General features: G+C 69.2%; 16 protein-coding genes. 9 read left to right on the top strand and 7 right to left on the bottom strand.

The features are described 5' to 3' along the window. Positions 1 to 45: 45 nt before the first annotated feature. Positions 46 to 258 carry a hypothetical protein gene (locus ACK4TT_RS11990; protein WP_409637160.1) on the top strand — a complete coding sequence of 71 codons (213 nt, stop codon included), beginning with the start codon at positions 46 to 48 and terminating at the stop codon, positions 256 to 258. Here ACK4TT_RS11990 and ACK4TT_RS11985 read toward each other — a convergent pair. Continuing rightward, positions 255 to 617, bottom strand: a complete 363-nt coding sequence (locus ACK4TT_RS11985) for a DUF6481 family protein (RefSeq protein ID WP_409637157.1) — start codon at positions 615 to 617, stop codon at positions 255 to 257. The genes ACK4TT_RS11990 and ACK4TT_RS11985 overlap by 4 nt on opposite strands. A gap of 77 nt (positions 618 to 694) precedes the next feature. Then, positions 695 to 1,114: a nucleoside-diphosphate kinase gene (ndk, locus tag ACK4TT_RS11980; RefSeq protein WP_409637154.1), complete on the bottom strand. Its 420-nt coding sequence runs from the start codon at positions 1,112 to 1,114 to the stop codon at positions 695 to 697. A gap of 258 nt (positions 1,115 to 1,372) precedes the next feature. Here ndk and ACK4TT_RS11975 point away from each other — a divergent pair, with 258 nt between their 5' ends. Continuing rightward, a complete protein-coding gene (locus tag ACK4TT_RS11975) occupies positions 1,373 to 3,247 on the top strand; it encodes an ABC-F family ATP-binding cassette domain-containing protein (RefSeq protein WP_409637151.1) in 1,875 nt (624 codons plus the stop codon). Here the strand turns inward: ACK4TT_RS11975 and ACK4TT_RS11970 are convergent. Next, positions 3,240 to 3,518 carry a hypothetical protein gene (locus ACK4TT_RS11970; protein ID WP_409637147.1) on the bottom strand — a complete coding sequence of 93 codons (279 nt, stop codon included), beginning with the start codon at positions 3,516 to 3,518 and terminating at the stop codon, positions 3,240 to 3,242. The genes ACK4TT_RS11975 and ACK4TT_RS11970 overlap by 8 nt on opposite strands. 267 nt (positions 3,519 to 3,785) lie before the next feature. Here ACK4TT_RS11970 and ACK4TT_RS11965 point away from each other — a divergent pair, with 267 nt between their 5' ends. The 3 genes from ACK4TT_RS11965 to ACK4TT_RS11955 all read left to right on the top strand — a co-directional run bounded on the left by ACK4TT_RS11965 (position 3,786) and on the right by ACK4TT_RS11955 (position 6,060). Further along, positions 3,786 to 4,202 (top strand): hypothetical protein, encoded by a 417-nt coding sequence (locus ACK4TT_RS11965; RefSeq protein ID WP_409637144.1) that lies wholly within the window; start codon positions 3,786 to 3,788, stop codon positions 4,200 to 4,202. A gap of 359 nt (positions 4,203 to 4,561) precedes the next feature. Continuing rightward, the gene (locus ACK4TT_RS11960) at positions 4,562 to 5,578 is read left to right on the top strand and encodes a lysylphosphatidylglycerol synthase domain-containing protein (RefSeq protein ID WP_409637141.1); all 1,017 of its coding nucleotides are present in this window, start codon (positions 4,562 to 4,564) and stop codon (positions 5,576 to 5,578) included. A 266-nt stretch (positions 5,579 to 5,844) separates the two neighbouring features. Further along, on the top strand, positions 5,845 to 6,060 hold the full coding sequence (locus ACK4TT_RS11955; RefSeq protein WP_409637138.1) for a hypothetical protein: 216 nt from the start codon (positions 5,845 to 5,847) through the stop codon (positions 6,058 to 6,060). Between the two features lies 1 nt (position 6,061). On the opposite strand, the gene ACK4TT_RS11950 is transcribed toward ACK4TT_RS11955, so the two are convergent. The 3 genes from ACK4TT_RS11950 to ACK4TT_RS11940 are packed head-to-tail and all read right to left on the bottom strand — an operon-like array spanning position 6,062 to position 9,622. Beyond that, complete coding sequence (locus tag ACK4TT_RS11950; RefSeq protein WP_409637348.1) at positions 6,062 to 7,507, bottom strand: NAD(P)H-hydrate dehydratase; 1,446 nt, start codon at positions 7,505 to 7,507, stop codon at positions 6,062 to 6,064. After that, positions 7,504 to 8,073 (bottom strand): histidine phosphatase family protein, encoded by a 570-nt coding sequence (locus ACK4TT_RS11945; protein WP_409637135.1) that lies wholly within the window; start codon positions 8,071 to 8,073, stop codon positions 7,504 to 7,506. Before ACK4TT_RS11945 ends, ACK4TT_RS11950 begins: the two co-directional genes overlap by 4 nt. Before the next feature lie 7 nt (positions 8,074 to 8,080). Then, entirely contained in the window at positions 8,081 to 9,622 is a 1,542-nt protein-coding gene (locus tag ACK4TT_RS11940; RefSeq protein WP_410213043.1) for an acetyl-CoA acetyltransferase, read from the bottom strand. Positions 9,623 to 9,859: 237 nt separating this feature from the next. Between ACK4TT_RS11940 and ACK4TT_RS11935 the strand changes: the two genes are divergently transcribed. Further along, on the top strand, positions 9,860 to 10,198 hold the full coding sequence (locus ACK4TT_RS11935) for a P-II family nitrogen regulator (RefSeq protein WP_409637130.1): 339 nt from the start codon (positions 9,860 to 9,862) through the stop codon (positions 10,196 to 10,198). A gap of 56 nt (positions 10,199 to 10,254) precedes the next feature. Further along, on the top strand, positions 10,255 to 11,664 hold the full coding sequence (gene glnA, locus ACK4TT_RS11930; RefSeq protein ID WP_409637127.1) for a type I glutamate--ammonia ligase: 1,410 nt from the start codon (positions 10,255 to 10,257) through the stop codon (positions 11,662 to 11,664). A 122-nt stretch (positions 11,665 to 11,786) separates the two neighbouring features. Here glnA and ACK4TT_RS11925 read toward each other — a convergent pair whose 3' ends face one another. Next, positions 11,787 to 12,158, bottom strand: coding sequence for a Kazal-type serine protease inhibitor family protein (locus ACK4TT_RS11925; protein WP_409637124.1), 372 nt, complete (start codon positions 12,156 to 12,158; stop codon positions 11,787 to 11,789). Between the two features lie 135 nt (positions 12,159 to 12,293). Here ACK4TT_RS11925 and ACK4TT_RS11920 point away from each other — a divergent pair, with 135 nt between their 5' ends. After that, positions 12,294 to 14,234: a M61 family metallopeptidase gene (locus tag ACK4TT_RS11920; RefSeq protein ID WP_410213042.1), complete on the top strand. Its 1,941-nt coding sequence runs from the start codon at positions 12,294 to 12,296 to the stop codon at positions 14,232 to 14,234. A gap of 99 nt (positions 14,235 to 14,333) precedes the next feature. Beyond that, positions 14,334 to 16,388, top strand: a complete 2,055-nt coding sequence (gene parE, locus ACK4TT_RS11915; protein WP_409637118.1) for a DNA topoisomerase IV subunit B — start codon at positions 14,334 to 14,336, stop codon at positions 16,386 to 16,388. Positions 16,389 to 16,414: the final 26 nt, after the last annotated feature.

Here is a 16,414-nt window from a genome sequence, read left to right as displayed (position 1 = left end):
GGGTGCGCCGGGGCGCTGGGACTCGGGCACGAGGGGCATTACGGCATGGTCCAGTACGCGGTGACCCTGAAGGACGGTGACTGGACGGTTTTCGGCGACGGGGCGCCGCTGGCCGCCGGCCTTTCCAGATCGGCTGCGATCCAGATGGCCAAGGACCTGGCGTTCGAGGCTGAGGAACGCGGCGAAGCCGTCGAACTCCTCATCCAGGGCTACTATGGGAACATGTCCCGCAAGATGACGGGCGTCGCCGGGGATTAGCCCCGGCGCATCTGGGCCTTCATCTCGCGCTTGGCGCGGGCCTCGGCCTTGGCGGCCGCCTTGCGCGCCTTGCGGTCTTCACGCTTGAGCTGGAGCTGGAGCTCCTCGTCGTTCTCGCGGGCGAGACGGGCCTCTTCCTCGGCCTTCTCCTTGGCCAGGCGGGCGGCTTCCTTCTCGGCGGCGCGCTTGGCGCGCACCTCCTCGAGCTCACGCGCCTTGCGCTGCTCGCGGGTCTCGAACACCTCGCCTTGCGCACGGACGGTCGGCTTCGGCTTGAACTTCTCCAGAAGGGCCTTCCGAGCCTCCGCCTGCGCGGAGAGACGCTCGGAGAAGCCAGGCATAACCTTGCTTTCTCGCATGCTCACTTTGAACTGACTTCAGGGGAAATGACGGCTCGACGGGGTTAATGCCGCCGAGCCGAACTCGTTGCCTCGGCTCAGCCGACGATCTCGTCGTCCGTGAAGAACTGGGCGATCTCGATCTTGGCGTTCTCCAGGCTGTCGGAGCCGTGGACCGAGTTCTCGCCGACGCTCTCGGCGTACAGCTTGCGGATGGTGCCGTCGGCGGCCTGGGCCGGGTTGGTGGCGCCCATCACTTCGCGGTAGCGGGCCACGGCGTTGTCGCCTTCCAGGACCTGCACCACCACGGGCGCCGAGGTCATGAACTCGACCAGCTCGCCGAAGAACGGGCGCTCCTTGTGGACTTCGTAGAATTTCTCGGCTTGGGCGCGGCTCATGCGGATGCGCTTCTGGGCGACGATGCGCAGGCCGGCGTCCTCGATCACCGCGTTGACCTTGCCGGTCAGGTTCCGCCGCGTGGCGTCCGGCTTGATGATCGAGAAGGTGCGTTCGGTCATGGTGTTTCTTGTTCTTGGGCTGGGGAGCAAATGCGGGCTGAGGCCCGCGAGGTGGCGCGTCTATAGCGGCCAGAGCCCCGCTCGCCAAGGCGCTGCGGTGCAACAATCCCTAAGGCCGGGCATGACGGCGACGGCGGCGTCTGCTATGGGCGGCCCCGGTCAGGCGGCGGCGCGGCTCAAAGACTCCTGACCCTTCCCTCAATCGCGAGATCCGGCGAGCGCCGGTCCGCGTCCGCAGTCCTGCCCCCGTTCTCACATATGCTTCAGATCACCGACCTCGTCTTCGACGCCTGGGGCCGCCGCTTCTTCGATCGGGCCAGCGTCACCCTGCCCAAGGACGCCAAGGTGGGCCTCGTCGGCCGCAACGGCGTCGGCAAGTCCACCCTCTTCAAGCTGATCCTGGGCCAGCTCGTCCTGGGCTCGGGCGAGATCAGCCTGCCCAAGGCCGCCCGGATCGGCTCGGTGGACCAGGAGCACCCGGCCACGCCGGTCCCGCTGCTCGACACGGTGCTGGCCGCCGACGTGGAACGCGCCACCCTGCTCGCCCGCCTGGAGACCGCCGCGCCCGAGGAGATGGGCGAGATCTACGCCCGGCTCATCGAGATCGACGCCGACCGCGCGCCATCCCGCGCCGCCGAGATTCTGGCGGGCCTAGGCTTCTCCACCGAGGACCTGACCCGGCCGATGGCCGAGTTCTCGGGCGGCTGGCGGATGCGGGTGGCGCTCGCCGCCAGCCTGTTCGCCGAACCCGACCTCCTGCTGCTGGACGAGCCCACCAACTACCTGGACCTGGAGGGGGCGCTGTGGCTGGAGGCGCGCCTGCGCAAATACCCGCACACCGCCATCGTCATCAGCCACGACCGGGACCTGCTGAACAGCTCTGTCGACCATATCCTCCACCTGAAGGACGGCAAGCTCGACCTCTACGTGGGCGGCTACGACAGCTTCGAGCGCCAGCTCGCCGAGAAGCTGCGCCTGCAGGAAGCCGCGCGGGTGAAGATCGAAGCCAAGCGGGCCCACATGCAGTCCTTCGTGGATCGCTTCCGCGCCAAGGCCTCGAAGGCGAGGCAGGCCCAGTCGCGACTGAAGGCCATCGCCAAGCTGCCCCCGGTGGCCGCCGTGATCGAGGAGCACGTCGCGCCCTTCCTGCTGCCTTCGCCCGAGCGGCCCCTGCCACCGCCCCTGCTCCGGCTGGAGGACGCCGCCGTGGGCTATGGCGGCCCGCCGATCCTGAAGAAACTGAACCTGCGGCTCGACCTGGACGACCGGATCGGCCTCCTGGGCGTGAACGGAGCCGGCAAGTCGACCTTCGCCAAACTGGTGGCCGGCGCGCTCGCCGTCGAGGCGGGCAAGTTCCACCGGTCTCAGCGCCTGAAGGTGGGCTGGTTCCACCAGCACCAGATCGAGGCGATGGATCCCACGGACACGCCGCTGGAGATCATCCGCCGCGCCCTGCCCGAAGAGACGGAGGCCAAGCGCCGCTCGCGGCTGGCCCAGTTCGGCTTCCCCTACGAGAAGGTGGAGACCAAGGTCGCCAGCCTGTCGGGCGGCGAGCGGGCCCGCCTGCTGCTGAACCTCGTGGCCATGGAGGCGCCGCACCTCCTGATCCTCGACGAGCCGACCAACCACCTCGACATCGACAGCCGTCGGGCCCTGCTGGAAGCGCTGAACGACTACGAGGGGGCGGTCATCCTCATCACCCACGACCGGTCGCTCATGGAGCTGGTCGCCGACCGACTGTGGCTGGCCGCCGACGGGACCATCCAGCCTTTCGACGGCGACATGGAGGACTATGCGCGGTTCGTGCTGGACCGGGCCCGGGTCGCCGCCCGCGCGCCGACCCAGGTGAAGGCCGAGAGCCCGCCGTCGCCCGTCGCCCCGCCGGCGGCGGCCAAACCCAAGGCGCCGACCGGATCCGCCCGTCGCCGCGCCGAGGCCGCCGAAGCCGCCCTGACGCGGGCGACGGAAGAGCTCGCGCGCATCGACGCGGCCCTGACCGATCCTCAGGTCTTCGCGAAGGACCCCGCGAAAGCCGCCGAACTGGGCCGGAAGCGCGACGCGGCCCACGCCGCGGTCGAGGCCGCCGAAATGGAATGGCTGGACGCCCAGGAGGCGTACGAGGCCCTCAGGTGATGTGCTTGGGGCTGATGGGGTCGGAGCCGGGAAACGTCTCCTCAATGGCCTCGTCCAGCAGGGCCTCCTGACGGTCCTCGGCCTCGCGGTCGGCCATCTGGTCGGGCTTCTCGCCGTCCTTCAGGGGGGCCGTCTGCCGGGCGTGAGGGGCGTCGATGTGGCGCTGTTCGTCGGCCGACCCGGGTCGGTCCGTGGCCATGTCGGCCGTGGCGCCGCTGGAGCCGTGGGTGAAGGCGCGCTTGGCCTCGTCTTCCGTCTGCTTGTGCGGCATCTCGAAATCTCCTGGAGTTCAAGCTCAGGCCCTAAACCCCCGGAGCGCATCCGGGGTTGCCTCGTCGCCGGTCTTACGGCGCCGCTCGAAGGTTCTTGCGGTCGGGGCCGGCGCAGAGGATCGCCTTGGAGCGCTGCCTCGACGCCATCGACCGGGCGTCGGAGGCGCGTCCGAGATCAGGGGGAATGGAAACGGTGACCGGCTTGCTCAGGCCTTCAGTCCATGGTGGGGGTTCCGACGGGGCCGGCGAACCCCTAGGCTCACGCCATGAACGATGACCGCACGCTCCTGGGCGACGGGCGTTATCCCGACACCGGCCCCCTGGCCGTGGGCGCTAGGCTCGCCTTCATGGGGGCCCTCGCCGCCATTGTGATCGCGGTCTTCCTGCCGCCCTCGATGGTGCCGGACTTCGTGGAATCCACCTACCTCCAGCATTTCGCCGCCTTCTACGTAGCCGCGCTCTGCGGCCTGGCCGCCATGCCCCGCACCCGGCTGCGCCCCATCGCCCTGGGCTACCTGCTCTTCGCGACGGGGCTGGAGGCCACGCACCTGCTGTCTGGCGCTCGCTTCGGTTCCCTGGTGGACAACTGGGTGGCGGACCTGGGCGGCCTGGCCGCCGCCTTCGCGCCGGTCATGGTGGAGCGGTTCCGGCGTCGGTTCCCCAGGCCCGAGGCCGAATCCTAGGGGAACGTCCAGCCGCGCGCGCGGACGCGCAGGTTGTTCTGCACGTTCCGGACGCCCTCGATGTCGGCGACATCCTCGATCCGGTAGCCGGACCGCGTCCGGGGGGCGTAAAGATGGTCCTTGGAGTAGTCGACCTGGCCGAAGTCGTCGCGGTCGCGGCGGGCTTGCCGTCAGCGCCGTTCGCGTTCGTCGTCCTCGCGCCAGTGATCCCGGTTCATCGTCGCCTCCGTCGTGATTTGGCCGAAGTCGTCGGGAGACCCTGCGCCTTGGCCTCAGGTTCCAGCTTGCGGTTCCCGTTTTCCGTTCCAGCGTTCAGGGGGCGGTGACCCCGCCACCGACTCAAGGGACACCTCGACCTCGTGCAGACCCGCGACCCCGCAGAGCTTCAGTCCCATGGCCTGGAGGACCTGGAAGAGGATCTGGCCGCAGCCCTCCCCCAGACCCAGGGCTCCAGCTTCTATCCCCTGATCCGCCGCTGGGCGCTCCACGTCGTCCCGTTCCTGCTGCTGGGCGCCGCTGTGTTCGTGCTGTGGCGCGAGTTCCACGAGGTGAAGCCCGCCGACGTGGCCGCCTCCATGCGCGCCTGGGGCTACGGCGACACCCTGGCGGCGCTGGGCCTGTCGGCCGCCAGCTTCACCCTGATGGGCCTGGTCGAATGGCTGGGCCTGCGCTGGGCGGGGGCGCGGCTGCCGATCCCGCCGGCCCTGGCCGGCTCGTTCCTGGCCAACGCCATCGGCCACACCCTCGGCGCCAACCTGCTGGTTTCGGGCGCGGTGCGGGCTCGCTTCTACAGCCGCTATGGCGTCACCCTGAAGGAGGTGGCCGCGACCACCGTCTTCCACGGCGTCTCCTTCGCCGTGGGCCTCTCCACCCTGGCCGGCGTCAGCCTGCTGATCGGCGGAAGCAGCGACGCGGTGCGCATCGCCGCGCCGGTCGCCAGCGGCGTCGGCATCGTGCTCCTGGGAGCGGTGGCCTTCTACGTGGCCCTGTGCGGGACGCTGAAGCGCCCGCTGAAAGGCTTCGGCCATAGCCTGAAGCTCCCCTCGTGGCGCGTGGCGCTGGCCCAGATCGCGCTGGGGGCGGTCGACAACGCCGTCGCGGCCGGGATCATCTGGAGCCTGCTGCCGGAGGGCTCGATGAGCTACTTCAGCTTCGTGGGCGCCTATGCCCCTTCCGTCGTGATCGGGCTGATCTCGCATGTGCCCGGCGGCGTGGGCGTGTTCGAAGGCTCCCTCTCCACGTTGCTGGCCGGCGTTCCGGCCGCTCCCCTCGCCGCCGCCTTCCTGGGCTACCGGATCGCCTTTTTCCTCCTGCCCCTGCTGGTCGCCGCCTTGGCGCTGATGGGGGACGCGGTCCGCCAGCGCCGGACCGCGTGAACAACGTTCTCTGATCGGGATCAATGCGTCCGGCTTGACCTTAGCGCCGTAGTTGTGAGGTCCGCGCACCTCCAGGCACGGACGACGGGCGGCGGCACGCACCCCCGACTGAAGCGCCGCCCGGCCCCGGCCTTCGCCGTCACGAAGGCCGGGGTTTTTGTTCGTTCCCGGTCACGTGCGGTTGCGGACCGCGCGCAATGCAGCCGGCAGGCGCTCGCGACACCCCAGATGTTCTGCTTTTGTTTGAAAACCGCAGGAGTACGAACGTGACGCGCATCCGATATCCCGGCGTCGTCGAGGCCAGGCAGGCCTTCGAAGCGCTCAAGCCCTTCCGCCAGAACCTCATCGAGATGCAGGCGCGGCGCCGCCCCTTCGGCCCGGACTACCTGATCCTGGACGCCGTCCGGAAGGCGCTTGACACCGCCGCCTACCACTTCACCGGCGAACCCGAGTTCTTCGCGCTGCGGCCGCCGAGGTCGTAGCTCAGCGCTCTTCGTAGAGCCGCCGGAGCACCGCGGGCGTGAGGCCCGGCAGGTCCTCCGAGATGAGGCCGGGTCCGTGAAGTTCGGCGGCTTCGGAATGAATCCAGGCCCCGGCGCAGGCGGCCTCGAAGCTGTCCATGCCCTGGGCCATCAGGCCGCCGATGAAGCCCGCCAGCACGTCCCCGGAGCCGGCGGTCGCCAGCCACGGCGAGCCGTTGACGTTCACCGCCGCCCGACCATCGGGCGCGGCCACGACCGTGTCAGCGCCCTTCAGCAGCACCACCGCCCCGGCCATCTCCGCCGCGCGGCGGGCCGCCGTGATCCGCTCGGGCGAACCCGCCAGCAAGCCGGGGAACAGGCGTTCGAACTCGCCTGGGTGCGGGGTCAGCACATCGTCCCGATCCAGCACCGAGAACAGTTCCTCCGGATCGTCGCGGAAGACGGTGATGGCGTCGGCGTCCAGCACAAGGGCCGCGCCGGTCCGGGCCAACGCCAGGACGTTCAGCAGCGTGGCCTCGTTCACCCCCGCGGCGGGGCCGATCACGGCGGCGTCCACCTGGGCCGCCGCCTGCTCCAGTTCGGCGTCTGTCTCGAACGGCCGCAGCATCACCGCCTCCAGGTGGGCGGCGTTCGGAGCCAGGGCCTCCGGCGGCGACAGGACCGTGACGAGCCCCGCGCCGATGCGCAGGCCCGCCCGAGCGGCGAGACGCGCGGCGCCTGTGTTCCAGGCCTCGCCGCTCACCACGATCATCCGGCCGCGGGCGTGCTTGTGCGAGGACGAGGTTGGCCAGGGGAAGCGCGGCAGCCACAGATCGGGGCCGTTCTCCTCCAGCCTGGACGGCGTGTCGCCAAGGCCGATGTCGGCCACCACCACCTCGCCGCAGAGGTCCTTGCCCGGCTCCAGCACGTGGGCGGGCTTGCGGGCGTGAAAAGTGACGGTGAGGCTGGCGCAGAACGCCGCGCCCTTCGGCTGGCCCGTGTCGCCCGGCACGCCGCTGGGCACGTCTATGGCCACCACCTTGTCAGCGCGGTTGGCCAGGCGCTGAGCCGCAAGCGCCGCCACGCCATCCAGCGGCCGGGTCAGGCCGGCGCCGAAAAGGGCGTCGACGATCAGGGCCGACTCCGGGACGCCGTCCAGCGGCCGGGTCGGTCCGTCCCAGCGGGCGGCGGCGGCCCTGGCGTCTGGGGTCGAAGGCTCGGAAAGCGCCCTCACCTCCACCGGCCAGCCTCGGGACTTCAGGACGCGGGCGACCACATATCCGTCGCCGCCGTTGTTGCCCGGCCCGCAGAGCACGACGGTCGCCTGCGGCCGGAAGCGCGCGCAGATCGCGTCGGCCACCGCCGTTCCGGCCCGCTCCATCAGATCGATGCCCGGCGTGCCCGCTTCGATGGCCGCCCGGTCCGCCGCCTGCGTCTCGGCCACGGTGAGGATCGGGCGCACGCTCAGAGCACTCCGGTGACGGCTTCGGCGCCGCGGGCCACGAGAGACAGCCGCTCGCCGTCGGTCTCCAGCACCGTGATCGAGGCGTGGTCCGGCCGGAACACCAGCACCCTGGGATCGTCCATCAGCCGCGAGACCGCCGCGTTGATGGCCACGTAGTGCGAGAAGACCGCCACGTCCCCGCAAGTCCGCAGCTTCTCCACGATGGCCTCGCGCCACGCCGCGTAGTCGAGGTCGCCCTCGATCTCGGTCCAGGCGCCCTCGAACGCCTTGCGCAGCCACGCGGGACGCGCCTCGGGCGCGAGGTTCCCCGGCGTGGGGATTTCGCCCACCACCGGATCGATCTCGACGTCCACGCCCAGCGCCTGGGCGGTGGGCTCGGCCGTCTCGCGGCAGCGACGCAGGGGCGAACTCGCCACGCGCTTCGGACGCTGGCCCTCGGGCAGGGCCAGCAGCCAGTCCCGCGCCGCCTCTGCCTGGGCGCGCCCCGCCGGGTCCAGGCCGGGGTCGTCGTCAGCGCCGCCCCAGGTGGACGCCGGCCGGCCGTGACGGATCAGATAGAGGCGCGCCATGGAGCTCCTAGCCGGGGATGAAAAGGTTGAGGCCGTCCTCCGACTGGCTGACGGTTCCTTTCCGCCCCACTTGCTCCGAGGTTTCCATGGAGGCAAGCAGCGCCGGGTCCTGCGGCGTGTTGGCGACGAACCGGCGCCCCGCCCCGTCGCGGCCGACGACAATGGCCATGAAGGGCCCCTCGCGCTTGTGGACCACGGTGTAGGTCTCGATCACGGCCGCCCCGCTCGGACGTTCGACGATCTCCGGATGCGGCAGGGCGTCGATCTGGCGTTGCAGGACGGCGGGGTCCTGACGCTCGAACGGCCTGTCCGGGCGCTTCGTGGAATAGATGCCCGTGGACTGCTTGGTCAGGTACCAGCCGTTGCCGGTGATCAGGCCATAGGCGCCCGGCTTCTGGCGCAGCTTCTGGAGCATCACGGCGACCGAGTGCATGACGTAGTTGTTCCCCGGACCGCCGGCATAGGGCAAGCCGCCCGTGACCGTCAGGCCGCGCGGATCGTCCAGCGACAGGCCCAGGGCCTCGGCCCCGATCTCAACAGCGACCGGGAAACAGGAATAGAGGTCGATCAGATCGATATCGGAGAGCCCGATGCCGGCCATCTCGAACGCCCGCTGGCCGGTCAGCTCCATGGCCGGGCTGGAATGGAAGTTCTGCCGGTCCAGCGGGTGCCAGAGGTCGGAGGCGTCGGCGCAGCCGTGCAGATAGACCCAGTGGCTCTCGGGCACGCCCAGTTCGCGGGCCTTCGCCTCGCTGGCGACCAGCACGGCGGCGGACTGGTCCACCTCCATGATGGCGTTGAGGAGCTTCGGGTACGGGAAGCCGATCATCCGATTCTTCTCGGTGACCGTGACCAGTTCCTCGGCCGAGCGCTCGACCGGGAACCAGGCCTCGGGATTGCCCGCCGCGACCTTGCTGAAGCGCGAGAAGAGCTCGCCCATCCGGCGCTGGTGGTCGGGGATCGAGCGGCCGTCGCGGGCCCGGAGCGCGTTCTCGAACAGCGGATAGATGTTGATCGGCCGGTCCAGGCCGTGCCGCGCCTCATAGGCCGTGTTGCCCGGGCGGGGATCGCCGATCCGCTGGGGCGGCGGCAGGTCCTCGGGCTCGCCGGCCTTCCAGTCGTCGAAGGACAGGCCGCGGGTGGCCCGCTTCATGGCCGAACCCAGGAACTCGCAGCCCACCGCGAGCGCCAGGTCGGTCTCGCCCCTGGCGATCCGTTCGGCCAGCGTGTTGATCAGGTACTGGGGCGTGTTGCCGCCCATTTCGGAATAGACGCTCCACCGCGGCGCGGCGCCGATCCTTGCGGCCAGATTGGCGGGCGGGTTCGTCGAGTGCGGGATCATCCCGCGCTTCGAGCCCGGAGCGTCGATGGTGAAGCCGACGACGGCCAGGCCGTCGATCCCGGCGAGCCCTTTGGCCCCGATCCCGGCGTCCTCGGCGGCGCGTTCCGCCGCAATCTTCAGCAGCGCCGTCGGCGACGGCGATACGCCCGGATCGCCCCGATACGTGAATTGACCCGCTCCGATGAGAACAGGGGTGCGATCACCCATGCTTCGCCCGCCTCCCGACGTCGTTTGCCTGCGATCCTAGCCTCGGAAGGCGCCGGCTTGGGGCGTTTTCCGGGCTGACCGTTTTTTGATCCAATGGCGCCCATTTCTTGGGCGCCGATCCATTTTCCCAGGCGGCCGTCGCGTCAAGCAACCGAAGCGCGCTTGTGGCCGCCCCGTCCGCCGTGCTCCGTCCGCCTCAATCGCGGGGCGGCGTCGCCCGCCAGCCGAAGTCGAGACATGAAGAAGATCGAAGCCATCATCAAACCGTTCAAGCTCGACGAAGTGAAGGAGGCCCTGCAGGAGCTGGGCGTCCAGGGCATGACGGTGATCGAGGCCAAGGGCTACGGCCGGCAGAAGGGCCAGACGGAACTCTATCGCGGAGCCGAGTACGTCGTGGACTTCCTGCCGAAGATCAAGATCGAGGTGGTCGTCGCCGACGACCACCTGTCCCGCGCTCTCGAAGCGATCTCCGCCGCCGCCCGCACGGGCCGGATCGGCGACGGCAAGATCTTCGTCTCCGAAATCCTGGACGTCGTGCGCATCCGCACCGGCGAAACCGGGACCGTCGCCATCTGACCAACCTTCAAGCCGCCTTCCTTCAAGGCGATCGAGACCAGCAAGGGGATAAGACCATGGCTTCCGCGAAGGACATCCTGAACCTGATCAAGGAAAAGGACGTCAAATACGTCGACGTGCGCTTCACCGACATCCGGGGCAAGATGCAGCACGTCACCTTCGACGTCGACCTCGTCGACGACGACTTCCTGAACGACGGCACGATGTTCGACGGCTCCTCGATCGCCGGCTGGAAGGCGATCAACGAGTCCGACATGAAGCTGCGCCCGGACCTGGACTCGGCGATCATCGACCCGTTCTACCAGCAGACCACGCTCGCGCTGTTCTGCGACGTCGTGAACCCCGACACCAACACGCCCTACAACCGCGACCCGCGCTCGATCGCCAAGGCCGCGCTGGCCTACACGAAGTCGGCGGGCATCGGCGACACGGTGTTCTTCGGCCCCGAGGCCGAGTTCTTCATCTTCGACGACGTGCGCTGGAACACCGCCGCGCACGACACCGGCTACTCGTACGACTCCACCGAACTGCCGGTGAACACGGGCAAGGTCTATCCCGAAGGCAACATGGGCCACCGGCCCGGCCCGAAGGGGGGCTATTTCCCGGTGAACCCGGTGGACAGCGGCCAGGACCTGCGCGGCGAGATGCTGGCGGTCATGGGCGAGCTGGGCATGCAGCCCGAGAAGCACCACCACGAGGTGGCGCCGGCGCAGCACGAGCTGGGCCTGAAGTTCGCCGAGCTGATCACCATGGCCGACCGGATGCAGCTCTATAAGTACGTCATCCACAACGTCGCCCATGCCTACGGCAAGACGGCCACCTTCATGGCCAAGCCGATGTTCGGCGACAACGGCTCGGGCATGCATGTCCACCAGTCGATCTGGAAGGGCGGCAAGCCGCTGTTCGCGGGCGACAAGTACGCCGGCCTGTCGGACATGTGCCTGTGGTACATCGGCGGCATCATCAAGCACGCCAAGGCGATCAACGCGTTCTCGAACTCCACGACGAACTCGTACAAGCGCCTGGTGCCCGGCTACGAAGCCCCGGTGAAGCTGGCCTATTCGGCCCGCAACCGCTCGGCGTCGATCCGCATCCCGCACGTGGACAGCCCCAAGGCCAAGCGCATCGAGGCGCGCTTCCCCGATCCGATGGGCAACCCCTACCTGACCTTCGTGGCCCTGCTGATGGCCGGCCTCGACGGGATCGAGAACAAGATCGATCCGGGTCCGGCGATGGACAAGAACCTCTACGACCTGCCGCCCCGCGAGCAGAAGAAGGTTCCGGAAGTCTGCGGCAGCCTGCGCGAGGCCCTCGAGAATCTCGACAAGGACCGGGCTTTCCTCAAGAAGGGCGGCGTCATGGACGACGACTTCATCGACGCCTACATCGAACTGAAGATGGAGGAGGTCATGCGCCTCCAGCTCCACCCGCACCCGGTGGAATTCGACATGTACTACAAGTGCTAGTCGGAATTTCCTGAGAGATCACGGAAGGGCCGCGGAGCGATCCGCGGCCCTTTTTCCATCGTGCCGCATCCCTCGCCGGCCGAGGCGCGGCTCCCAGGATCGCCTGAGCGATCCGCTAAACCTCACCCGGTCTTGCACGCGCCTTCGGAGGCGATGCTCACCCGGGCCGCCTCGGCCTCGCAGGCGTTGCCATAGGTCTTGCCGTCGCAGCCGCAGACGGGCTGGTAGATCTTGGGGCAGACCTCCGGGACCTTGGTGCAGGTCCCCTGGGCGTCGGCCACCTCGCACTGGCCAGCGGGCTTCTTGCAGAAGTCGCCCGGCGAGGCGCACTGGGCGCCAGGCAAGCCCTCGCAGGCCTCGCCCGTCGCGGCCCCCGCCGGAGTGGCCGCCGGCGTGGCGGCTTCAGGCGGCGCCTCGGTCTTCGCTTCGTTCTGTTGGCAGGCGGCGAGCGCGAGCGCGCCGGCCGCCACGAGGCCCAGAGTCAATCGCTTCATCATGGAATAACCCCCAGTTTCTCGTTTGAGTTGTCCTCCATAGTCCAGGCGACGCCACTTGAATAGCGTTGTTCTTCGACCGCGTTACGCCGCATGGGGTTTGCGGTCTGCCGACGAGCGGCTCTACAACAGGCCATGCGCTTCTCGACCCTCAGCCTCGCGGCCGCCCTCCTCGCCGGCGCCGCCGCTCTCCCCGCCTTCGCTCAGCCTTCCCCCGGTCCGCAGCCCCTGCCGCTGCCGACGCCGGTGGAGGCGCCCCAGGACATCGCCTATCCCGGCGTGCTCACGGTGGACATCGACGCCACCGACCTCGACCGCCGCATCTTCCGGGTGCGCCAGACCATCCCGGTGACCAAGCCGGGCGAGATGGTCGTGCTCTTCCCGCAATGGGTGCCGGGCGGGCACTCGCCGCGCAACCCGCTCTACAACATCGCGGGCCTGACCATCCGGGCCGACGGGCAGCCGGTGGCCTGGAAGCGCGATCCCGTCGAGGTCTTCGCCTTCCGCGTCACCCCGCCGGCTGGCGCCAAGACGCTGGAGATCGAGTTCCAGCACGTCTCGCCCACCGCCCCCGACCAGGGCCGCGTCCTGATCACGCCCGAGATGCTGAACGCCCAGTTCATCTCGCTGGCCATGTACCCGGCCGGCTACTACATGCGCCGCATCCCCGTGGACGCCTCGGTCCGCCTGCCGGCGGGCTGGGGCTATGGCACGGCCCTCGAAGCCGCCTCGGAACAGGATGGCCTGGTGCGCTTCAAGCGCGTCGACTTCGACACCTTCGTCGATTCGCCCCTGTTCGCCGGCAAGCACTTCAAGCGCTACGATCTCGACACCAGCGGCAAGTCGCCCGTGCGCCTCAACATCGTGGCCGACCGTCCCGAGCTGCTGGCCGCCACCGACGAGCAGATCGAGAAGCACCGCGAACTGGTCCGCCAGGCCGACAAGCTCTACGGCGCGCGGCACTACGACCACTACGACTTCCTGCTGGCCCTGACCGAGCGGATGGGAGGCATCGGCCTGGAGCATCATCGCTCCAGCGAGAACGGCACCGACCCGGAATACTTCACCGAGTGGTCCAAGAACGCACCGGCCCGCAACCTCCTGCCCCACGAATACAGCCACTCGTGGGATGGCAAGTACCGCCGCCCCGCCGACCTGTGGCGGCCGACCCTGAACGAGCCCATGCGCGACAGCCTGCTCTGGGTCTACGAGGGCCAGGACCAGTACTGGGGTTATGTGCTGGGGGCGCGGTCGGGCCTGGTCACCAAGCAGCAGACGCTCGACGCGCTGGCCATGACGGCCGCCACCTATTCCGAAGGGCGGCCCGGCCGCCAGTGGCGCTCGGTCGAGGACACCACCAACGACCCCATCATCGCGGGCCGCCGTCCGATCCCCTGGACGAGCTGGCAGCGCAGCGAGGACTACTATTCGGAAGGCCAGCTCGTCTGGCTCGACGTCGACACCCTCATCCGGGAGAAGTCCGGCGGAAAGAAGTCGCTCGACGATTTCGCCCGGGCGTTCTTCGGCGTGAACGACGGCGAGTGGAAGCAGCCCCTGACCTACACCTTCGAGGAGGTGGTGGAGACGCTGAACAAGGTGCAGCCCCACGACTGGGCGACGTTCCTGGACTCCAAGCTCAGGCAGGTCTCGCCTGCCTTCCCGCTGGATGGCCTGGCCCGCGGCGGCTACCGCCTCGTCTACACGGATACGCCCACGGACTACTTCAAGGATGTCGAGGCGTCCCGGAAGATGGTGGACCTGACCTACTCCCTGGGCCTCACCCTGAACCGCGAGGCGAAGATCACCTCGGTGCTGTGGGACGGCCCCGCCTTCAAAGCCGGCCTCACCGTGGGCGACCAGATCCTGGCGGTGAACGGCGTCGCCTATGAGACGGGCCGCCTGAAGGAGGCGATCACCGCCGCCAAGTCCGGCGCGCCGCTCAGCCTGATCGTCAAGGACGGCGATCACTTCCGCACGGTGGCGATCGACTACCGGGGCGGCCTGCGCTACCCGCGCCTGGAACGGATCGAGGGGACGCCGGACCGGCTGTCGGCCATCTTCGCGCCGAAGAAGTGAGCTAGCGGGAGGCGTCTCCACGCCGCAGGGCCGCCGCGTTGATCCGGCGACCCTCCCCGGCATACGAAGCCGATCCAGAATCGCCGCAAACTGGGGCCCATGTCCTCCAACTCCACCGCCCAGGCTTCCCTTTTCGACGACGCGCTGAACCCCGCGCCAGCCGCGCCGCTGGCCGAGAGCCACGAGCCGCGTCCCGATCCCGCCGTCGTGGGCGCGAAGACCACGGGCTATTCGGCGGCCGACATCGAGGTCCTGGAGGGGCTGGAGCCGGTCCGCAAGCGGCCGGGCATGTACATCGGCGGCACCGACGAGCGGGCGCTGCACCACCTGTTCGCCGAAGTCCTCGACAACGCCATGGACGAGGCGGTGGCCGGCCACGCCAAGCTGATCGAGGTCAGCCTCGACGCCGAGGGCGTCCTGACGGTCCGCGACGATGGCCGCGGCATCCCCGTCGACCCGCACCCGAAACATCCGGGCAAGTCCGCGCTGGAGGTCATCATGACCGTCCTGCATTCGGGCGGGAAGTTCTCCGGCAAGGCCTACGAGACCTCGGGCGGCCTGCACGGCGTCGGCGTCTCGGTCGTCAACGCCCTCTCCGAGCGCGTCGAGGTCACCGTCTTCAAGGACGGCTTCGAGTGGCGTCAGGCCTTCACGCGCGGCAAGCCCCTGGGCGGCATCGAGAAGATCGGGCCCACCCGAAAGAAGGGCACGGCCATCAGTTTCCTGCCCGACCCGGTGATCTTCGGCGACGGCGCGGCGTTCAAGCCGGCCCGGCTCTACCGGATGGCGCGCTCCAAGGCCTATCTGTTCGGCGGCGTCGAGATCCGCTGGAAATGCGATCCGGCGCGCATCCAGGACCAGACCCCGGCCGAGGCGGTGTTCCGTTTCCCCAACGGCCTGGCCGATTTCCTGGCCGAGCGGATCAAGGGCCTGGAGACGGTCACGCCCGAGCCCTTCACCGGCCGCTACGAGCGACCGGGCGAGGCCGGCAAGGTGGAATGGGCCATCGCCTGGACGCCCGCGGGCTTCGGCGAGGCCGACAGCTTCATGCAGTCCTACTGCAACACCGTGCCCACGCCGGAGGGCGGCACGCACGAGAGCGGCCTGCGCGCGGCGCTGACCCGCGGCCTTAAGCAGTACGCCGAGCTGGTGGGCGAGAAGCGCGGCGGGATCATCACCGCCGACGACGTGCTGGCCCAGGCCGGCGCCCTGGTCAGCGTGTTCATCCGCGACCCCGAGTTCCAGGGGCAGACCAAGGAGAAGCTCTCCTCCACCGAGGCCCAGCGGCTGGTGGAGAAGGCCCTGGCTGACCCGTTCGACCACTGGCTGACCGCCCAGCCCAAGGCGGCAGGCGCCCTGCTCCAGTTCGTCGTCGAGCGCGCCGAGGAGCGCCTGAAGCGGCGGAAGGACAAGGAGGTCGCCCGCGCCTCCGCCACGCGGAAGCTGCGCCTGCCCGGCAAGCTCGCCGACTGCGCCGGCAACGCCATCGACGGGGCCGAGCTGTTCCTGGTCGAGGGGGACTCGGCCGGCGGCTCGGCGAAACAGGCCCGCGACCGCAAGAACCAGGCGATCCTGCCGCTGCGCGGCAAGATCCTGAACGTCGCCTCGGCCTCGACCGACAAGTTCGGCGGCAACAAGGAGCTGTCGGACCTGCTGCTCGCCCTGGGCGTCCAGCCGGGCTCGAAGTTCAGGGAGGAAGACCTCCGCTACGAGCGGATCATCATCATGACGGACGCCGACGTGGACGGCGCCCACATCGCGAGCCTGCTGATCACGTTCTTCTTCCGGACCATGCCGGACCTGATCCGCTCGGGCCGCCTCTACCTGGCGCTGCCGCCGCTCTATCGCCTCAGCCATGGCGGCAAGGCGGTCTACGCCAAGGATGACGTCCATCGCGATGAGCTGCTGGCCACCGTCTTCAAGGGCAAGAAGCCCGAGATCAGCCGTTTCAAGGGCCTGGGCGAGATGATGCCGTCCCAGCTCAAGGAAACCACCATGGACCCCAAGACGCGGACCCTGGCCCGCGTCATCCTGCCCCGGGCGGAGGAGACCGTGGAGGACCTGGTGGAAGCGCTGATGGGCCGCAAGCCGGAACTGCGCTTCCGCTTCATCCAGGAGAACGCCGAGTTCGCCGCCGCCGACCTCGACGTCTGATCGTCGACCGCGCAGCGGGCTCGGTG

Source organism: Phenylobacterium sp., from assembly GCF_046463815.1.
GTDB lineage: Bacteria > Pseudomonadota > Alphaproteobacteria > Caulobacterales > Caulobacteraceae > Phenylobacterium.
Note: the sequence above shows the minus strand (reverse complement) of the source record. Positions and strands in the feature narration are given on the sequence as shown.

Excerpts from the sequence above, each read along its gene's own strand:
- ACK4TT_RS11990 (WP_409637160.1), top strand. The coding sequence starts at position 46 with ATGGTCCAGTACGCGGTGACCCTGAAGGACGGTGACTGGACGGTTTTC.
- ACK4TT_RS11985 (WP_409637157.1), bottom strand. The coding sequence starts at position 617 with ATGCGAGAAAGCAAGGTTATGCCTGGCTTCTCCGAGCGTCTCTCCGCG.
- ndk (WP_409637154.1), bottom strand. The coding sequence starts at position 1,114 with ATGACCGAACGCACCTTCTCGATCATCAAGCCGGACGCCACGCGGCGG.
- ACK4TT_RS11975 (WP_409637151.1), top strand. The coding sequence starts at position 1,373 with ATGCTTCAGATCACCGACCTCGTCTTCGACGCCTGGGGCCGCCGCTTC.
- ACK4TT_RS11970 (WP_409637147.1), bottom strand. The coding sequence starts at position 3,518 with ATGCCGCACAAGCAGACGGAAGACGAGGCCAAGCGCGCCTTCACCCAC.
- ACK4TT_RS11965 (WP_409637144.1), top strand. The coding sequence starts at position 3,786 with ATGAACGATGACCGCACGCTCCTGGGCGACGGGCGTTATCCCGACACC.
- ACK4TT_RS11945 (WP_409637135.1), bottom strand. The coding sequence starts at position 8,073 with ATGGCGCGCCTCTATCTGATCCGTCACGGCCGGCCGGCGTCCACCTGG.
- ACK4TT_RS11940 (WP_410213043.1), bottom strand. The coding sequence starts at position 9,622 with ATGGGTGATCGCACCCCTGTTCTCATCGGAGCGGGTCAATTCACGTAT.
- ACK4TT_RS11935 (WP_409637130.1), top strand. The coding sequence starts at position 9,860 with ATGAAGAAGATCGAAGCCATCATCAAACCGTTCAAGCTCGACGAAGTG.
- glnA (WP_409637127.1), top strand. The coding sequence starts at position 10,255 with ATGGCTTCCGCGAAGGACATCCTGAACCTGATCAAGGAAAAGGACGTC.
- ACK4TT_RS11925 (WP_409637124.1), bottom strand. The coding sequence starts at position 12,158 with ATGAAGCGATTGACTCTGGGCCTCGTGGCGGCCGGCGCGCTCGCGCTC.
- ACK4TT_RS11920 (WP_410213042.1), top strand. The coding sequence starts at position 12,294 with ATGCGCTTCTCGACCCTCAGCCTCGCGGCCGCCCTCCTCGCCGGCGCC.
- parE (WP_409637118.1), top strand. The coding sequence starts at position 14,334 with ATGTCCTCCAACTCCACCGCCCAGGCTTCCCTTTTCGACGACGCGCTG.